Source organism: Vibrio crassostreae (genome assembly GCF_041439375.1).
GTDB lineage: Bacteria > Pseudomonadota > Gammaproteobacteria > Enterobacterales > Vibrionaceae > Vibrio > Vibrio crassostreae_D.
The window spans coordinates 78,633-95,212 of sequence record NZ_JBGONY010000010.1 but is presented as its reverse complement, the minus strand read 5'-3'; the positions used below and the strand labels follow the sequence as shown (position 1 = coordinate 95,212).

The window sequence follows — 16,580 nt, the reverse complement described above, 5'->3', positions numbered from 1 at the left end:
GTGTATAACACTATCCTTTTTTACGAGATAGACAAGCTTTTTCTATAAATTAAATGAATGTTAACTTTTATGGTTGGTTGTTCAGTAAAATAATGACATTATATAGAACCCTGCTCTGCTCTGTTGTGTTTATATGTTGCATATTAATGACAAAAAGTTGGTCTGGTTTACCAAATATTTGCCGATCACCATCATCATCTTTTCTGCAATCGTCTTGAATGTGGCGATGTTTACCAGCGTAGATCAGAAGGTCAAGGTATTGGTAGACCTCATCAGAACAGACTACATCTCTGCTCAAAAGGACTCTATTGAGGCGCAAGTACTGCAAGTATCGCAACAGATAAAGCACACTCAGCGCCTTGTTGAAATCGAGGTAAAAAAGCGCATTACACGTCGACTAGATAGAGCCTATACCGCTGCACAGAATATCTACTCCTCGAATCAACACCTGCCGGAAGAAGAGCTTAAATTGCTCATTTTTAATGAAATCAGAAAGCTGAGCTACGCGGACAAAAAAGACTACATTTACGCCTACGATATGCAGGGCACAGTGCTGGTTCACCCTCGCGATCCAGAGCTAGAAAATACAAATCAACTAGAAACGACTGATAGCCGTGGTGTGGCGGTCATCAAACAACAAATAGCGCTTCTTAAGCAGAATAATGGTGCTTATTCCCGCTATTTTGTGCCTCGTCCCGGCTTTGATGGGCAAGACTTTGAAAAGCCACACATCGGCAATACGCACTTCGAAAAACTCAGTTACATTCGTCGGTTCGAACCATTTGATTGGTATTTCGGCACTGGTATTTCTCTCGAGGATGTTAAACGAGTCAGTTACCAAAGAATTCTCGATATATTGTCGAAGATAACGGTCGGTGATAATGGATACTTGTTCGTTTTTGAACAGAATGGTGACAGCTTACTTCACGCACACCAAATCCATATTGGGCAAGATCTTAATGTTTACGATGACCTTGGAAACAACTTCAAGCAAGACGTTTTAGCGCAAGCTGAGTCTGGCGGGTTTGTTAACTACATCACCGTTGATAAACAGGGTTTTATCGGTCCCAAAAGTAGCTACGTCAAAAAGGTAGGTGATTGGGGGTGGATAGTGGGTACTGGCGTGTACTTGAATAATGTTAATGCTTCCATTGAACACAGAAAAGACCAACTACTCTCGGAATCTCGTAATGAATTTGGGCTAATTCTTATCTTGAGTGTGCTGGCTACCTTGGTCTGTATTTTTATCAGCGTTCTAGTGAGCAGACGAATGTCGCTGCGCTTTGATCAAATGGAGCAGAGAATTTCCGACGACTTCAATCGAATCCAAAATAGCCGCCGTCGTTTGCAACATATGGCAAGACACGATTCTTTGACCGCTCTCCCTAATCGCTCTGAACTTGAAGTGCAAGTGAACCGAGCCATCGCTCACTCGAAACTTGAAGGCAAGCTGGTGGCGTTAGTCTTTGTTGACTTAGATAACTTTAAACGCATCAATGACCAATATGGCCACGCAAGCGGAGATGAACTGCTGAAACAGATAGGTTCGCGATTTGAACAAATCTTAGGGACTAACGATATCGTTTCACGCTTTGGGGGTGATGAGTTTGTCTTCTGTCTGCCGGGAATTTACGATCTTGTGGAAGCGGAACAGAAAGTCCAACAAATCCAAGATGTATTCCAATCGCTATTTAATATTCAGGGTACTTCGGTCTCTATCCAGTGTTCGGCTGGCGTGTCGATGTATCCCTATGACGGGACTGAGGTAGAAGAACTGCTAACCAAAGCCGACATTGTGTTGTACAAGGCTAAAGAATTGAATAAAGGCGAAGCAATTTTCTATGACGATGTGATCAATCGAAAAGTGAAGTACGAATTTTCGGTGGAAGAGCAGCTTAGAACTGCGTTAGAGAGGGGCGAATTCAATGTACTATATCAACCTCAAGTGGATTCTCATACTGAACAGCTAAAAGGCGTTGAGGCATTGTGTCGTTGGAACAACGGCTTACTTGGTTTTGTGTCTCCGTTGGATTTCATTCCTGCGGCAGAGCGGTTTGGTAAGATTCATGAAATTGGAGAGTTTGTACTAAGGAAAGCATGTGAAGACACCTTAAACTTGATGCCAAACGGACCTGAGGCGGTAGGAGTTTCTGTAAACGTGTCACCTAAGCAAGTTTTCGAACTTGGTTTCGATGATAAGGTCATTCGCCTCGTCGAAGAGGTGGGTATAGCTCCTTGCCGAGTGACGCTAGAGGTGACCGAAAACATTCTCATCAAAGATCTGCACATTGTCGAGCCGGTACTGAGAAGGCTTAGAGAATATGGATTTGGCATCTCGCTCGATGACTTTGGTACCGGATTTTCATCACTGAACTACCTGAATACCCTGCCGATCACAGAGATAAAGATAGACCGCTCTTTTATTGGAAAATTGAATTCCAGTCAGCACAGTGAAACCTTGGTTAAAGCTATCATCGATATTGGTGCATCGTGCCAGATGAAAGTGGTCGCAGAAGGCGTTGAAACCCCAGAACAGATGGCGAAGTTACAGCAATACCACTGTGATTTACTACAAGGTTATTACTTTGATAAGCCGCTCTCTGCCCAAGGGTTAGTTGACGCGTACTTTCCTGCGAAGCTTGAAGACTGCGTTCGATCTAAGATTAGAGCTACGCCATATCCATTCGACGCAGCAGGGCCAACAGGTGCTGAGCCATAGATGTTTGATATTATTATTAAGTTACCCGTCGGTTGTGCTTTGAGGTCTGCTATACAGATAACCTTGATGTAAGTTGTAGCCCAACTGACACAAAATATATTGTTGCCTACGTGTCTCGACACCTTCATAAATCATCGTGATGTTTGATAAGCGTCCAATTTCCGAGATATTAAGCAATACACCCTGATGGTGCTCTCCTGACTCGATATCCTTAACAAAACAGCGATCCAGTTTTAAATAGGTGGGAGATATAACATTGATGATTTCGATGTTGTTATTGCCCGTACCAAAGTCATCCAGTGCGATGGTGATACCAAGCTTTTTGACATCCTTAATGTTATCGATAACCTCACATCCATAGCCAATGTTTGAATACTCGGTAATCTCGACGACAAATTCATTCGCTTCCATCATGACTAAATGCTCTTTTAATTTGGCAAAGTTAGAGCCGACCAAGGCACTCGGGCATACATTGACACCATAGATTTCATGGCTGTTGTTTAATTTAGTTCTTCTTACCGTTTCGATGATCAAAATAGTATGAAAGGTAAGTAAATTGGAGCGTCTCATCGTGTTGATGAAGCTCAAAACGCCAACGTTACGAACTCTCGATAGCAACTCGTAATACAGAACGCTGTTATCTTCGGTGTTGATGATGGGTTCTTCTTCGAAGGAGATGTTTTTCCAACGAAACATGTATATGACGAAGCCAAGAATGTAGGAGCGATAAAGTAGAGTGGCGAGAATCAGAGAAAGTGCAGCCCACAGTGCAACAATATCGTCACTGTAGAAGGTGATGGTTGCGCCGGTTGGCAGTGATGCTTGATAGATAGCTTTGCTTTCTTCTCCTAGATTAAGAATGTAATAACCATTCTTCTGGATAGAGACTGAATCGACTAACAGAGGCAATAATGAGTTATTGTATCTAGCTTCAATAGAGCGCTTAGAAATTCGCACAGTAAGGTCAATGTCGCGCTTGGTATCTGCAAAACGTGAATAAGCAAAATCGGCACTATCATAGAAGTCATCAACTTGATCAAGGTCTACTATTTTCGAGCGCGTCTTGGATATATAACATGAACCGCGAGACGTCGTCATAATGACAGAATCAAGGTTGAGTGAGTGCCTTAGCGAGTGTACGGCCCCTTCGTTATTGCAACTGTAGTCCATGATTTCTTGCGCAATATGTTTGGTGTTTTCGCTGTATTCATCTGCAATCTTCGTCGTATAAAGGATTTGGAAAAAGTAGACAACGAAGAGGCAAAATGAAGAGATGGTGAGCACGGCTATCAGAGCCTTAATCAGTTCTCGATGATAAGTCTTGAACATCAGTTTTAACATCTCTATCTGACTGGGCTTGAATCGGTTGATGTCGTATTTTGGTGCGATACTGTTTGTAGAGCTTTTGTCGAGATCGATGAAGTAACCCACCTTATAAAGGTTAGAGATAAGTTCGCTGTTATTATCGATCTTCGCTTTTTTACATAAATTCCGATACTTTTTTCTTATTGAAGCGATAATGTTCTTTAATGCGTATAAGCTGAACTCTTCATCAAAATGTAATTTAAAAGATTCTTCAACGTCTCTCGCAGATTGAGGGTTAGATATTGATGAGTGTTCAATAAGATATTTGAAAACAAAACTCTCTTTACTATTGAGACTTTCCTCTGATATCTTATTGCTGTCGTTTTTTATATATATTTTTTCTTCATTGTAGATCAGTTGCAAGCTCTCATTATTGTTATTTATATTGAAAGAACAGTGCATGGCTCAACTCCTAAGCGATAGTTATTATATTGGCGTGATGGCTGGGATTTTCATTCAACACAAGAGTTCGATCTAAATAATATAACCAAAATGTCACCATTTTCTCTCAAGATGTTGATATTAATCGCAGAATTTGGTCTTGAATGAAAAGTTATGGAGATGTTCACCCAAAAGTTGGATTTATAAATGAAAGCCAATTATTTACAAGGGCTAGGGGGGATTTATCCATTTATTTTGGTATTTATCCATTCCACAGCTCCTATGTGGTAGTTTAGTTACAAGGTTTAGAGGTTTCTAATGTAGCTTTTGGTGGTATTCATTCAGTTTATTGATGTGTAAGATTTATCAGAAATTTTCAGGATAAAATTAAAATATGTCAATTTATGTGATTGTTAATATGATCTAATTTATATGTAATTTTGGTTGTATAAATAATGTGACAAGATGATATAGTCGATGATTTTATTTTTGTCGTGTGTTTTATTCTTATTTTTATATGTTAGTTTTATAATGAAGAGTTAAGGAGGGAGGTGTTAGATAGCGCAAGGAATCTATTTATACTTATCTATTTATGAAAGGTATTTAATGAAAACACTGTTAACATTTATATCAAAAATGCACCCACGTAGAAATTTACAGACTAATTATAAAGAATTAAGTTTGTGTTATACCTTGGGCAGTGCTTAAAGACGTAAATAGTAACAAAGTAGTGTTATTTTTGAGCAAATGTTAGCGTAACCACATGATATTCAAAGATCTGTTGCGGTGGCTTTGTGTTAACTATAGAAAGCGTACAATCGTGAGTATTTAACATGCACCATCAAGTACGACGATCTGAGGTTCTTTTTCTGGTTGATAAAGTACCTGACAAAAATTTCCTTCAGGTGAATAGGTGTAGTTATCTGCGTCAAAAGAGATAGCGGCCACTCTCTCAGCATTGCTGTCAGGAACCACTTCTTTATTGATTACATGGAGCTCTGTTTTGTCGATATTGAGCAGTCTTCTTAGTGAATCAACATAGGCTATCGGATAGCCATGGCAGACGTAGTAGGTTTCAATTTCCGTCTTCTCAACATAGTTGCACTCACCCTCGACACCTGCAATCGTAGACTTAGCGTAAATCATATCGATACCAGTACGTAAGTTACCTGCCACATCGTGTATTTTACTCGCACGGGCGCTCCCCTGAACCTCTAAGAACTTGACCATAGCCGTAGAAGACAAGATCGCTAGAATCGATACTGCGATGATAAGTTCTAAGAGAGTGAAGCCGTTTTGTCTGCTCATATTTACCGGTTATGTGATTTAATAAAGGGATCGCTTGAGGGTAATCGAAATACCAAAGTCATTACAGAAGGTAGGTATATCTGCTATATAGTTTATGGATTGCCTCACTAATTAATTGTTATAAAAAACAACAGCTTGTTGTTGTTTTTTCATTGTTTTGTGTTGTGTAAGCATACGTAAGCGTTCATATTGCGCCACTCTGCTGATTACGGAGTGTTCTAAAACTTGACCTTATTGATAAGTAATATTTTAAATATCGATGAATCGACCCGTTAAAAATTGGCTTTCTACTTCATTTGATGGGATGGGCTTGCTAAATAGAAACCCCTGCAAATACTGGTATCCGCAATCGATTAAGAATGCTTTTTGCACTTCTGTTTCGACACCCTCAGCTACCACTTTAAGCCCCAATTTGTCGCAAATAGCATGGGTAGCTTGAACAATTGCTTTGCTCCCTTTATGCGAACCATGGACAAAGCTTTTATCGAGTTTGACTGTGCTAATTGGCAGATCATGCAACATCGAGAGCGACGAGTAGCCTGTACCAAAGTCATCAAGGTGAAGCTCTACCCCCAACTTGGAGATATCGTTTAACGCTTGTCTGACTTCACCGTGCTTGAAGATCATTGAGGACTCGGTAATTTCAAGGGCAACACTTTGAGACTGGATATTGTAGAACTCAAGCATTGCCGATAATTGCTCGGCAAAGGACGCGTGCATCTGAATGCTTGAGATATTGATGCTCATCATTAATTCGCTATCAAACTCTCGTTGCCAAATCGATAACTGTTTAAGTGCCGAGTAAGAACCCATTTCCCGAGCGGTACAATCTGACCTGTTTCTTCCGCTAAGGTTATAAACTCATCAGGCCCGATGTTACCCAGCTCTTTGTCCGACCATCGAAGTAGCGCTTCGAAGCCCTTCACCTTATCACTGTTGGTGTTCATGATCGGTTGGTAATGAAGATTGAGATCATCGTTTTCTAGTGCGCGTGTGAGTCGATGGCGGATTTCTACCTTACGGTGAAGAGTTTGTGCCAAGCAAGGAGTAAAAGTTTGGAAACGATTTCGACCATTGGCTTTAGCAATATGCATCGCCATACCTGCTTGCTTAAGCAGTGATTCTTGATCGACGGCATTATCAGGGAAATGTGCGGTACCGATGCTACAACCAACAGACAAGGTACCAATGCCTTTGATATGGAAACTCCGGTTCAAGGCATCAATAATACGAGTGCAAAGCAGAGGGATGTTTTTATTTCGACAGGTATGAGCAATAACAATGAATTCGTCGCCCCCAAATCGACCGATCATGCACGTTTCATCAACCAACTGTTTAAGACGCTCGCCAACTTGTTTGAGTAGTTGATCACCGACACTGTGTCCATAAGTGTCATTGACCAATTTGAAGCCGTCAAGATCAACAAACATCAACTCAAAGGGCGAGCGATAGGCAATGCTGGTTTCTAGAAGATTAGTTATTCCACGACGATTATAAAGCTCAGTTAAACAGTCGTGCTCTGCGTTGTATCTGGCTTTGAGTAGCTTCTCTTTCTGTTTGGTTGTACAGGTGAGGTTTAACAGCAGCTCGCTTTTATCAAATAGCCACTTTCCTTGAACGTCAAAGTGATGGGTTTTGTTATCTATTTGACAGCTGACTTCTTCTAGAATTTCACGACCTTTACGTGCGGCAAACAACCACTGTGCAGCGGTCTCTTCGCTAGAAACAAAGTCGGATAGCGTGCCAAACGGTGAACCATAGTTTTGATAAAATGCGGAGTTAGCACTCACTACGTTTCCAGTCCTATCAAACAAAAGGGAAAGGTTTACGCCATCTGAGCAAGTTAGGTCGTGCTTTAAGCTGCCTTCTTCAGCAATGACTTGCACCAACATTCCTGTCCGACCATCGGGTAATGGGATTCCAGAAAATAGACACAATGCACGCTTAGAGATGTAGTTTGGGGTGAAGTTCCACCAAATCTTGATGCTTTCGTTACGTAGAAATTGCCTTTGGTATTCTTCCAAGGTCGCTTCTATTGCCTTTGACATCTCTATACTAAAGTCGCGCGACGTCAGCTCAAACATAGATTCTGACTCCCAAAGAGGGAGGGCGCTGCTATTTGCCCAAGTTATTCTCTTATTATCAATGTCATATATCCAAATAGGACACTTGAGATGCTCGAAGGGTTGATAACTGGTCATCATATTGAACTCGGTGAACTGATGTTTGGTCGAACCGCGCCCACCGAACTTACTATGTTCAGCCAGTCGCTGGTCAAATTGAATTCTGGCCTTTAACAGTCTTTAAGAAGCTGTTTCAAACAAGAACAAAATGGTATAGAAGAAACAGCGTGTTAAAGATTCAGTGAGCGGATGATTTTGGTCACTTTGCCTTCAGCGTTGCTTTCAATGACATAGCCTTTGTTATCATCAAAAATCTCACCATCGATGAAGTGCCAACCATTTGGCTTATTGATGATCTCCTTAGGAAAGTTCTCATCGAACATTGAATGATTTGGGTAGACCGTTTCAATAGCTTCAAACAATAACTGAGCTTCATCTTGGTTGGTGACTACGAAGTCTTCTTTAAGGCACATCGTCAACTCCGGAAGGGGTTGAGTGGTGAAGGGTTCTGTCATCGAGCCTAAAACACCGTTGTGCGAGTAAAAACGGTATGAACCAGAACTGCTCTCGCTCCCGTCAGGCGACTTGATATAAGGGGTTGCACTGTAGAACTCACAGTTGAAGACCATCTTTTGAATGATGCTAGTTTGTGGCGTGACCTGAATGTCTATCCAAGAGTTAACTTGTGCTTGAATCTGTTTCACCATTTCTTGTTTATTGGTGTCAGCCAAGAGCGATGTTGAAAATAAAGCTGTGGTGGTGAGTAACAGTGAAAGCGTTTTATTCATCTTAAAGTGAACCCTGTGAGAAAGTGATAATGACCAAATACTGAAGCGATGTATCAATTGGCTGAATGTTACTTTAAGAAGATATTACTTAATAGGACATGCCTCACACTGAGAAATGGAAAGCACTGGTGCTAGGTTGAAGTAATCGATTTCTTTTGATTGTAAGTCTTCTATTTTGGTTTTTTAACCTGACAAATCGTTGTTTTATGGTTTTATTGACTATCATGTCGTTAGTGTATGGATGGTTGATTTGATAGGATTTTGTAAATGCCTCAAATGTAAGTGCAAGTAAGAAAATAAAGCGAATGTAAGTGGTGGATAGGCGATTAATACAGCCCTAGCAGATCGTTCTGAATGGTGAAACCTTCATAAATTGAGGCGTATTGGTTGCTGAACCCTGTGTTTGTAAACGTGTATGTACAAAAGTGATTACTATGTTTTGCGTACGGTAAAATTGGGGCTCTAACCACAATGTTGATGATATATGAACAGTATATATACTGCCCTCGCTTTTAATAAATACTGGTGATAGAAATGTCAAAAACCAAAGTGCTCATTGTTGAAGATGACCAAGAGATAGCTCGTTTAACGACGCTTTACCTCGAAGCTGAAGGCTACAATGTTAGCGTTGTTCATGAAGGGAATTTGGCACTTGAAGCGATCCGAAGTATTGAACCTGATTTAGTTCTGCTGGACTTGATGCTTCCAGGCATGAGCGGCGCGCAAATCTGTCGTCAAGCTCGTGAGTTTTACAATGGAATGATCTTAGTGTTGACCGCCTCTGCCGATGAAATGAGCGAGGTTAGCTTGTTCAAGTTTGGAGCGGATGATTACGTTGCAAAACCAATTCGTGGTCATGCCTTGTTGGCACGAATTGAAGCGTTATTACGTCGAGCTGTTCCTGCTCCGGAAGTAACAGTTGAAAAACAGTGCGATATCGTGATCAACAATGCAGCCCAAAGTGCCACTCTGTATGGACAAAACCTCAAGCTCACCTCGGCCGAATTTGAAATCTTAAATCTTCTTGTTAATAACATTTCTCAGGTTGTCACTCGAGACCAGTGCTGTCAGTTATTTAGAGGCATTGATTATGCCTTTAACGACCGCTCGATTGATATGCGAGTATCTGGTTTGCGCCGAAAGCTACGTATTCACGCCAAAGACAAACAGTTGATCCGCACGGTTCGCAACAAGGGGTACATGCTGGTTGCGTAAGTTCATTAGTGCGAAACTTCGCTCGGTCTCGATGTTTGCTCGTTTATACCTTGGGATTGTGACTGGGATGTCGGCAACGATATTTTTATTTGTGAACCTTGGTGAAGGGTACATGCGAAGGACCGAGATCGAAACCTTCCTTAATGATGGGATCTACTTTGCTGAACAGTATGTTCGCCAACACAACCAAGAAGACTCGCTATATAAAACACTCGATAGAACAGGCTACCAACAATTTTATATCTTCGATTTACGCCTGTTGAAAGATTGGTCGGGAGAGACTCCCTGCCAACGATGTGAGTTATATACGACCTTAAACGGTGTGCCAATATATTTAAGTGAAAATAACCTCTATTCGGCAGTATTTCAGTTGCCAAACTCTGAATTTAGTTTTGGATTCAGTGAGGTTGGGGATTTTTTCTCTCCTGATATTGAATGGTATGAGGATTCAGAACGGCACTTTTTGCTAGGGCTGTTATTGGCTGTGATTGTGGCGATTGGAGCAAGTGTTTACTTACCTGTGAGGCGTTTTCAAGAAAGAATAGAGTTGCTCGTCGAAAAGCAGAAGCAGTTTGGTAAGGGGAAGCTTAGTACGCGCTCTGATTTGGATGACATCCATCCTGTTTCGGATTTAGCTAGCAGCTTTAACTTCATGGCTGAAGAGATCGAGAGCAAGGTGAAACAGAGTCATATCTTTGCTCAAGCTATCCCGCATGAAGTACGAACCCCGTTAAGTCGTATTCAATTGGCGACCGATATTTTAAGAAGGGGAGCGCCAAATAATCATCAAGTTCTATTCGATGATATTGATAACTACATTGAGGATATCAACGAACTAACGTCAGAAATTATCATGCTGTCGAAGTTGAATGTAATGGACAACTCGTTTTTTGAGTTAGTGAAAGTCAGAGCGAGTTTACTTGAGTATTGTTTAGATCGGATCCGTTATTCTGAGTTGGACAATGTCAACTTCGAATCAAAGGTACAACAAGACAGTACGATAAAATGTGATTGTTCAATGGCGCGTTTAGTGTTCGATAATCTTCTTAAGAATGCTGGCAACTACACTCAAGACCAAGTGTGGGTGACGTTAGATGAGAACTCAGAGAGTTGGTTAGTGGTTGTTGAGGATAATGGGCCTGGTATTCCTTATGAGCGCCGTGATGAAGTGTTTCTTCCGTTTTCTCGACTAGATTCAAGCAGAACGTCGACCACAGGGGGATTGGGATTAGGCCTCGCGATTGCTCTATCGGCGGCTAAAAAACTTTCTTGGGATATCAAAATTGACGACAGTAACCACGGTGGTGCCAAGTTCAGTATCGTGATTCCAAAGGTTGCTTAAGCTGTAGCTTTAAGAGCTCTTTAGGCTCGTCAAGTAACAAAGCCACGGACTTATGCTGTGGCTTTTTCATATAGTTAATTACTAAATTATATTACTTATTTTACAAAACGTTAGCGCTCTTGTTGCTTTGAACGATGAAGGCCATAAATAGCGTGGTCAATGATGCGACCATTCAAGTTCTCGTTACGTGTAATGATACCTTCTAAGGCGAAATGTAAGCGCTCACATACCTTGCGACTGCTCTGGTTGCCCGTTGCTGCTGATATCTCGACCTTTTCCATATCTAACTCATTGAAAGCTATATCAATCAGCTTCTGGACAACGCGTGTCACAATCCCCTTTCCTTGGTATGTCTCAGATAACCAATAACCTATCGTCACCTTTTGCTTATCATGATCAATGGTATTGAAACTACAGTTACCGACGACCTTGTCTTTATAGATAATCGCACATGTCATGCTTTTACCTTCCGCATAATCGTGCAGCGAGCGTTGGATGAAGATCCTAAAATCTTGCTCAGTTTTGCAATGTGGCGGCCACACAAGCCATTGGCTTAGGTACTCATTCTGGCTTTGTGAGATCTCTGCGTAATGAACAGCGAAACTCTCTTCAACCAATGCGATGGATAGTTCGTCATCAATAACTGTTTTAAACATGTCTTTCCTTTTCTTATGGCTGCTGATTTTAGTGAATCTTAGTCGGCAGTATATAATGTCGCATGATTTTTAATATGCAACCACTTGTAGCACGGAGTTTTCGTGATACGTTAGATCTATCACGAAACTCATTAAACCTTACAATAGTTGTGTATATAATCATTAAGTATGCATTAGTATTAGCGGCCTAAATATATAAAAACTATAAAAAATCTAGGCTTAATTAATGAATCAACATTGCCAGGACGTGACCGTAGACCTAAGGAAGGCTCTATTTGGTATTGCTAAGGCGCTTGATAACGTCGGTTTCGAAAGCAAAAATCATGGACAGAGGGTGGGTTACATCGCGTATCGATGTGCTCTGAGTGTGGGATGGGAAGAAGAACAAGCGCAACTTGCGTTCTCATTGGGGTTAATTCACGACTGTGGTGTCTCTCAAATTGATGAGCAACGTAGTTTGGTTTCAGGGTTCATTCCTGACTCGAGTTACCACCATTGTCAAAAGGGCTACCAAATTCTAAAAGAGTGCCCGGTTCTTTCTATATTCGCTAAGCCAGTGCTTTATCATCACACCCCTTGGGTTGAGTTAAAGGCTATTCATATTAGCGAGTTAGAAAAAGAGTTAGCAGCCATCGTGATGCTTGCCGATAGGGTCGGCTACTTGTATGGCATCACTTCTTCAGATCGTTATGGAAACCTCACACCCGGTGGCAAAGCCAGCATTATTGAACTCTTAACAGAACAAGCGGATGAAATGTTCGAATCCAACCTTGTGCAACATATGTGCGAATTGGTCGATTTGGATGATTTCTGGTTCTCGATGGAGATCCCTTACATTGAAAATATGAGGGATAACTTTGAACCTGTGCCTTTCTTCTCTCAGCAAATGTCGTTGGATGAGACGGTCGCCTTCGCTGAATTTATTGCCAATGTTGTTGATACCAAGAGTTCGTTTACCTTTAAGCACTCGCTGAAGGTAGGGCAGCTCTCTGAATACCTCGCTAAGCAGATGGGTTATTCATACACCACTCAGCGTAAACTTTATTTAGCGGGTTTGGTTCATGATATCGGTAAACTGCAAACCCCTAACGACATTCTGCATAAGCCGGATTTACTTACTGAAGAAGAATATTGCTGCATTAAACGCCACGCTACGGACACGCGATTCGCTCTGCAGGAGCTATTCAGTTCTCCTCAGGTTTGCCAGTGGGCATCTAATCACCATGAGAGGTTGGATGGCTCGGGCTATCCAATGGGAAAAACGGCTGAAGAGCTGGATCAACCGAGTCGAATTGTTGCTGTGGTGGATGTGTTCCAAGCGTTGACTCAGTCTCGCCCTTATCGTGCGGGCATGACGCTAGAACAGACGATGGCTATTTTGACGGACCACGTTGATAACTTTAAGCTGGATAGAGAAGTGTTTGAGTGTCTTAAAAAACATGCGCAATACTGCTTTGAATTATCGACAGATAAAAGAATGTACGCGTTTTAGTGCCAGTGAGTCTTTTAGATGTGTGATTCCCTAAATCACGCTCGATGAAAAATGACTTAACACCAGAAGCAGAAAAGCGATAGCCGAGGCTATCGCTTTTTATTTGGGGGCTTATTCACTTAGGAGCAAGATAGCGAGGTTAGTAGCGCTTTAAGATCTCGATGATCGCTTGCTCAGTTTCCGCTGCGATAATGGCATCAATGTCATCATCATTTTGGAATAACTCTGATAGCGCCATAATCGTATGGATATGGCTATCTGAGTCCATTGCCGCCAGAGTAATTGAAAGATAAACGTCACCGTTGTCTTCCGACTCTAAATCAACACCCTTCTTGAATACTGTCACTTGCAGTGATGCTTCGTTCACATCATCTTCAGGACGAGCATGAGGCATCGTAATTTTTGGTGCTAGAACATAGTACGCGCCGATGTCCTTGTGCTTTTGCTTGATAGCTTGAACATAATCTGTTCATTTCATAACGTTCCGTTACAAACCCTTGTTATTGACTGATGACTCAATAAATTTAACCCGATGTGTGAGCGAATTTATATAAATAACAATTATGTAAAATATTGATTTTATGAATGTTTACTCATTAAGTCGATTTTTGTTAGAACAGCCTATTCAAAACAATAAGATAGGTAAATCTATGAAAAAACTCGTCAGTTTACTGCTCTCTGCAGTATCGTTAGGGCTTTCTGGTTGTGCAACGGTATTAACAGCAGAACAAAGTGCGCCTCAACTCAATGAAGTTCCACAGGAAAAAGCGTTGACCGTCGCTGTAATCGATAAGAGACCATACGTTCTCGATCATGATAAAGAGCCAAAATTTGAGGGAATTATTCGCAGTTCGTTAGGTATTCCTTATACCTACAACACGGCGACACAGCAGCCAATGTCTCAATTTTTGACTGACAGATTGGTCGCAGGCTTGAAAAAACAGCAAGTAGCTGTTGAGTCGGTTGAGACGACGCCTGAAGAGGATATCACCAAGGTTGCTGAGCAGATGAAAGCATTCGACAACAAATCGATGATGTTTGTCTTGAATGAGTGGAAGTATGACTTCCACGCATTTACGGATAACTCTTGGTACAACGTTAATGTGATTATCTATGATGAAGCTGGTAATAAGCTACTCAGCAAAAATTTCCAAGGCGAGAATGATGTACCTGATGGTGGTGCAATCATCAATGAGATGCAACTGATCTACAAACAGCGTTTTGAAGAGATATTCCGAGATGCTGAAGTGAAAAGTGCCCTGCTAAACTAGTTATTCCCACTTTGATCTCATATTTTGAAAAAGCCACACTCTGTGGCTTTTTGTTTTAATGATGGTTTTTTTTGCATTATTTCTTGCTGGAAAAATTAATTATTGCGAGAAGTAGTTCGATTTGTACGCTTTATGACCGCGCGATCGTTTGCGTCAAAAAATGTGATGAAAGTCTCACTTAACTGTTTATACTTCTTTTCCGGTTTTAAGCCGGTGCTTAGCCAATACAAGCCGTCACATGGATATGTGAATGACCCCACGGACCGGACCAGCTACGTTCCACTGCTTGTATAAGGTGATTTTTTACATGAACAACTCGTTGTTACATTCGCTAACCCTGTTAGCTCCTTCATCGCGTAGCGTTTTGCTTGCGGTTCTTTGTCCTGTTCCTTTGATGTCATTTGCTTGGCTCATGTTCACTCTTTAAGGATTACTAGGACACATTATGAATATTCTATTTGGTTTTGTCGGTGTTCTTGCACTGATTGCTTGCGCGTACCTGCTATCTGAAAGTCGTTCTTCGATTAACTGGAAAACGGTCTCTCGTGCTCTATTACTTCAAATCGGCTTTGCGGCCTTGGTTTTGTATTTCCCATGGGGACAATTGGCGCTAACAAGCCTAAGTAATGGTGTTTCTAGCCTGCTTGGTTTTGCAGACGTTGGTATTGCCTTCCTTTTCGGTGACCTTGCTACTGAAGGCTTCATTTTCGCGGTTCGCGTACTTCCAATCATTATCTTCTTCAGTGCTTTGATTTCTGCGCTTTATTACTTAGGTGTCATGCAAAAAGTGATTCAAATCTTGGGCGGAGCGGTGCAAAAACTGCTGGGTACAAGTAAAGCTGAATCTCTAGTTGCTACAGGTAATATCTTCCTTTCTCAGGGTGAGTCTCCTCTTCTTATTCGTCCTTTTTTAAAGTCTATGACTCGTTCGGAACTGTTTGCTGTAATGGCAGGCGGTATGGCGTCGGTAGCGGGTAGTGTACTTGGTGGTTATGCGGGCCTTGGCGTTGAGCTTAAATACCTTATCGCAGCAAGCTTTATGGCGGCTCCGGGTAGCCTGTTAATGGCGAAGATCATTGTTCCTGAGCGCAGCACACCGAGTGACTACGACCACATCGAGCTCGATAAAGCTGACCAAAGCAACGTGATTGATGCATTGGCAAGTGGCGCGATGAACGGTATGAAGGTTGCGGTAGCGGTTGGTACTATGTTGATTGCCTTCGTGAGTGTGATTGCGATGGTCAACACTGGCCTAGAAAGCCTAGGTGAAACGTTCGGTTTTGCGGGTATTACACTGCAAGCTATCTTCGGTTACCTGTTCTCGCCTCTTGCATGGCTAATCGGTATCCCAAGTGATGAAGTGTTGATGGCGGGTTCTTACATCGGTCAGAAGATCGTTATGAACGAATTTGTTGCTTTCATTGACTTCGTTGAGAACAAAGCTCTGCTATCTGAACACAGCCAAGTAATCGTGACTTTTGCTCTGTGTGGCTTTGCTAACATTGGTTCTATCGCGATTCAGTTAGGTTCAATCGGTGTCATGGCGCCAGAGCGTCGCGCTGAAGTTGCTAACCTAGGTTTGAAAGCTGTAGCTGCTGGTACGCTAGCAAACCTAATGAGTGCATGTTTAGCGGGTATCTTCATCCTTCTTTAAGCTAGGTTTAGCAAAAACAGCTAGATTCACTAAAAGCGGGCACCTTACTTACGAAGTTTATGTAAGAAGGGTGTCCGTTTTTTATGCCTGCTCGTTAAGTTCATTCGGACTTAACGACTTATCTTATTACTTCTATATCGTTTTACGCTCACTCGGAAGAGTAATAGAGCAAGCCTGTTTTATCCGATATACTTGAATATCATTAGGTTGCGATTAATAACGTTCGGTTTCAGCTGAGAACATTCGGTTTTGACCAGAACAAAAGC

The 16,580-nt window shown here is 41.7% G+C and carries 10 protein-coding genes and 2 pseudogenes; 6 read left to right on the top strand and 6 right to left on the bottom strand.

Translation table 11 applies throughout. The annotated features are described in order from the left end of the window. The first annotated feature begins 133 nt into the window (after positions 1-133). On the top strand, positions 134-2,719 hold the full coding sequence (locus ACED45_RS06830; protein ID WP_371713587.1) for a bifunctional diguanylate cyclase/phosphodiesterase: 2,586 nt from the start codon (positions 134-136) through the stop codon (positions 2,717-2,719). 21 nt (positions 2,720-2,740) lie between these two features. Here ACED45_RS06830 and ACED45_RS06825 read toward each other — a convergent pair whose 3' ends face one another. From ACED45_RS06825 to ACED45_RS06810, 4 genes and pseudogenes are all read right to left on the bottom strand, one after another. After that, the gene (locus ACED45_RS06825) at positions 2,741-4,486 is read right to left on the bottom strand and encodes an EAL domain-containing protein (protein WP_146492728.1); all 1,746 of its coding nucleotides are present in this window, start codon (positions 4,484-4,486) and stop codon (positions 2,741-2,743) included. An 807-nt stretch (positions 4,487-5,293) separates the two neighbouring features. Continuing rightward, the gene (locus tag ACED45_RS06820) at positions 5,294-5,773 is read right to left on the bottom strand and encodes a type II secretion system protein (protein WP_371713586.1); all 480 of its coding nucleotides are present in this window, start codon (positions 5,771-5,773) and stop codon (positions 5,294-5,296) included. Positions 5,774-6,022: 249 nt separating this feature from the next. Continuing rightward, positions 6,023-8,030 (bottom strand): annotated as a pseudogene (locus ACED45_RS06815) (putative bifunctional diguanylate cyclase/phosphodiesterase). Positions 8,031-8,126: 96 nt separating this feature from the next. After that, entirely contained in the window at positions 8,127-8,684 is a 558-nt protein-coding gene (locus ACED45_RS06810; protein WP_327784460.1) for a hypothetical protein, read from the bottom strand. Positions 8,685-9,218: 534 nt separating this feature from the next. On the opposite strand from ACED45_RS06810, the gene ACED45_RS06805 reads away from it, so the two are divergent. Together ACED45_RS06805 and ACED45_RS06800 are read left to right on the top strand one after the other, a co-directional pair. Continuing rightward, positions 9,219-9,899, top strand: coding sequence for a response regulator transcription factor (locus tag ACED45_RS06805; protein WP_285953532.1), 681 nt, complete (start codon positions 9,219-9,221; stop codon positions 9,897-9,899). After that, a complete protein-coding gene (locus tag ACED45_RS06800; RefSeq protein WP_371713585.1) occupies positions 9,892-11,241 on the top strand; it encodes a sensor histidine kinase in 1,350 nt (449 codons plus the stop codon). The genes ACED45_RS06805 and ACED45_RS06800 overlap by 8 nt, the downstream gene beginning before the upstream one ends. Positions 11,242-11,351: 110 nt before the next feature. On the opposite strand, the gene ACED45_RS06795 is transcribed toward ACED45_RS06800, so the two are convergent. Continuing rightward, on the bottom strand, positions 11,352-11,897 hold the full coding sequence (locus tag ACED45_RS06795) for a GNAT family N-acetyltransferase (RefSeq protein WP_285953530.1): 546 nt from the start codon (positions 11,895-11,897) through the stop codon (positions 11,352-11,354). 226 nt (positions 11,898-12,123) lie between these two features. Here ACED45_RS06795 and ACED45_RS06790 point away from each other — a divergent pair, with 226 nt between their 5' ends. After that, positions 12,124-13,389: an HD-GYP domain-containing protein gene (locus ACED45_RS06790; protein ID WP_371713584.1), complete on the top strand. Its 1,266-nt coding sequence runs from the start codon at positions 12,124-12,126 to the stop codon at positions 13,387-13,389. Positions 13,390-13,528: 139 nt separating this feature from the next. Here the strand turns inward: ACED45_RS06790 and ACED45_RS06785 are convergent. Beyond that, positions 13,529-13,852, bottom strand: a pseudogene (locus ACED45_RS06785) (PTS sugar transporter subunit IIA); the annotation flags it as partial. Positions 13,853-14,039: 187 nt separating this feature from the next. On the opposite strand from ACED45_RS06785, the gene ACED45_RS06780 reads away from it, so the two are divergent. Together ACED45_RS06780 and ACED45_RS06775 are read left to right on the top strand one after the other, a co-directional pair. Then, positions 14,040-14,660, top strand: a complete 621-nt coding sequence (locus ACED45_RS06780; RefSeq protein ID WP_371713583.1) for a hypothetical protein — start codon at positions 14,040-14,042, stop codon at positions 14,658-14,660. Positions 14,661-15,105: 445 nt separating this feature from the next. Next, positions 15,106-16,314 (top strand): NupC/NupG family nucleoside CNT transporter, encoded by a 1,209-nt coding sequence (locus tag ACED45_RS06775; RefSeq protein ID WP_017066501.1) that lies wholly within the window; start codon positions 15,106-15,108, stop codon positions 16,312-16,314. The last annotated feature ends 266 nt before the right edge of the window (positions 16,315-16,580 follow it).

What these genes read in the sequence shown, in the direction of transcription:
- ACED45_RS06830 (WP_371713587.1), top strand. Translation starts at nt 134, where the DNA reads ATGTTGCATATTAATGACAAAAAGTTGGTCTGGTTTACCAAATATTTG.
- ACED45_RS06825 (WP_146492728.1), bottom strand. Translation starts at nt 4,486, where the DNA reads ATGCACTGTTCTTTCAATATAAATAACAATAATGAGAGCTTGCAACTG.
- ACED45_RS06820 (WP_371713586.1), bottom strand. Translation starts at nt 5,773, where the DNA reads ATGAGCAGACAAAACGGCTTCACTCTCTTAGAACTTATCATCGCAGTA.
- ACED45_RS06810 (WP_327784460.1), bottom strand. Translation starts at nt 8,684, where the DNA reads ATGAATAAAACGCTTTCACTGTTACTCACCACCACAGCTTTATTTTCA.
- ACED45_RS06805 (WP_285953532.1), top strand. Translation starts at nt 9,219, where the DNA reads ATGTCAAAAACCAAAGTGCTCATTGTTGAAGATGACCAAGAGATAGCT.
- ACED45_RS06795 (WP_285953530.1), bottom strand. Translation starts at nt 11,897, where the DNA reads ATGTTTAAAACAGTTATTGATGACGAACTATCCATCGCATTGGTTGAA.
- ACED45_RS06790 (WP_371713584.1), top strand. Translation starts at nt 12,124, where the DNA reads ATGAATCAACATTGCCAGGACGTGACCGTAGACCTAAGGAAGGCTCTA.
- ACED45_RS06780 (WP_371713583.1), top strand. Translation starts at nt 14,040, where the DNA reads ATGAAAAAACTCGTCAGTTTACTGCTCTCTGCAGTATCGTTAGGGCTT.
- ACED45_RS06775 (WP_017066501.1), top strand. Translation starts at nt 15,106, where the DNA reads ATGAATATTCTATTTGGTTTTGTCGGTGTTCTTGCACTGATTGCTTGC.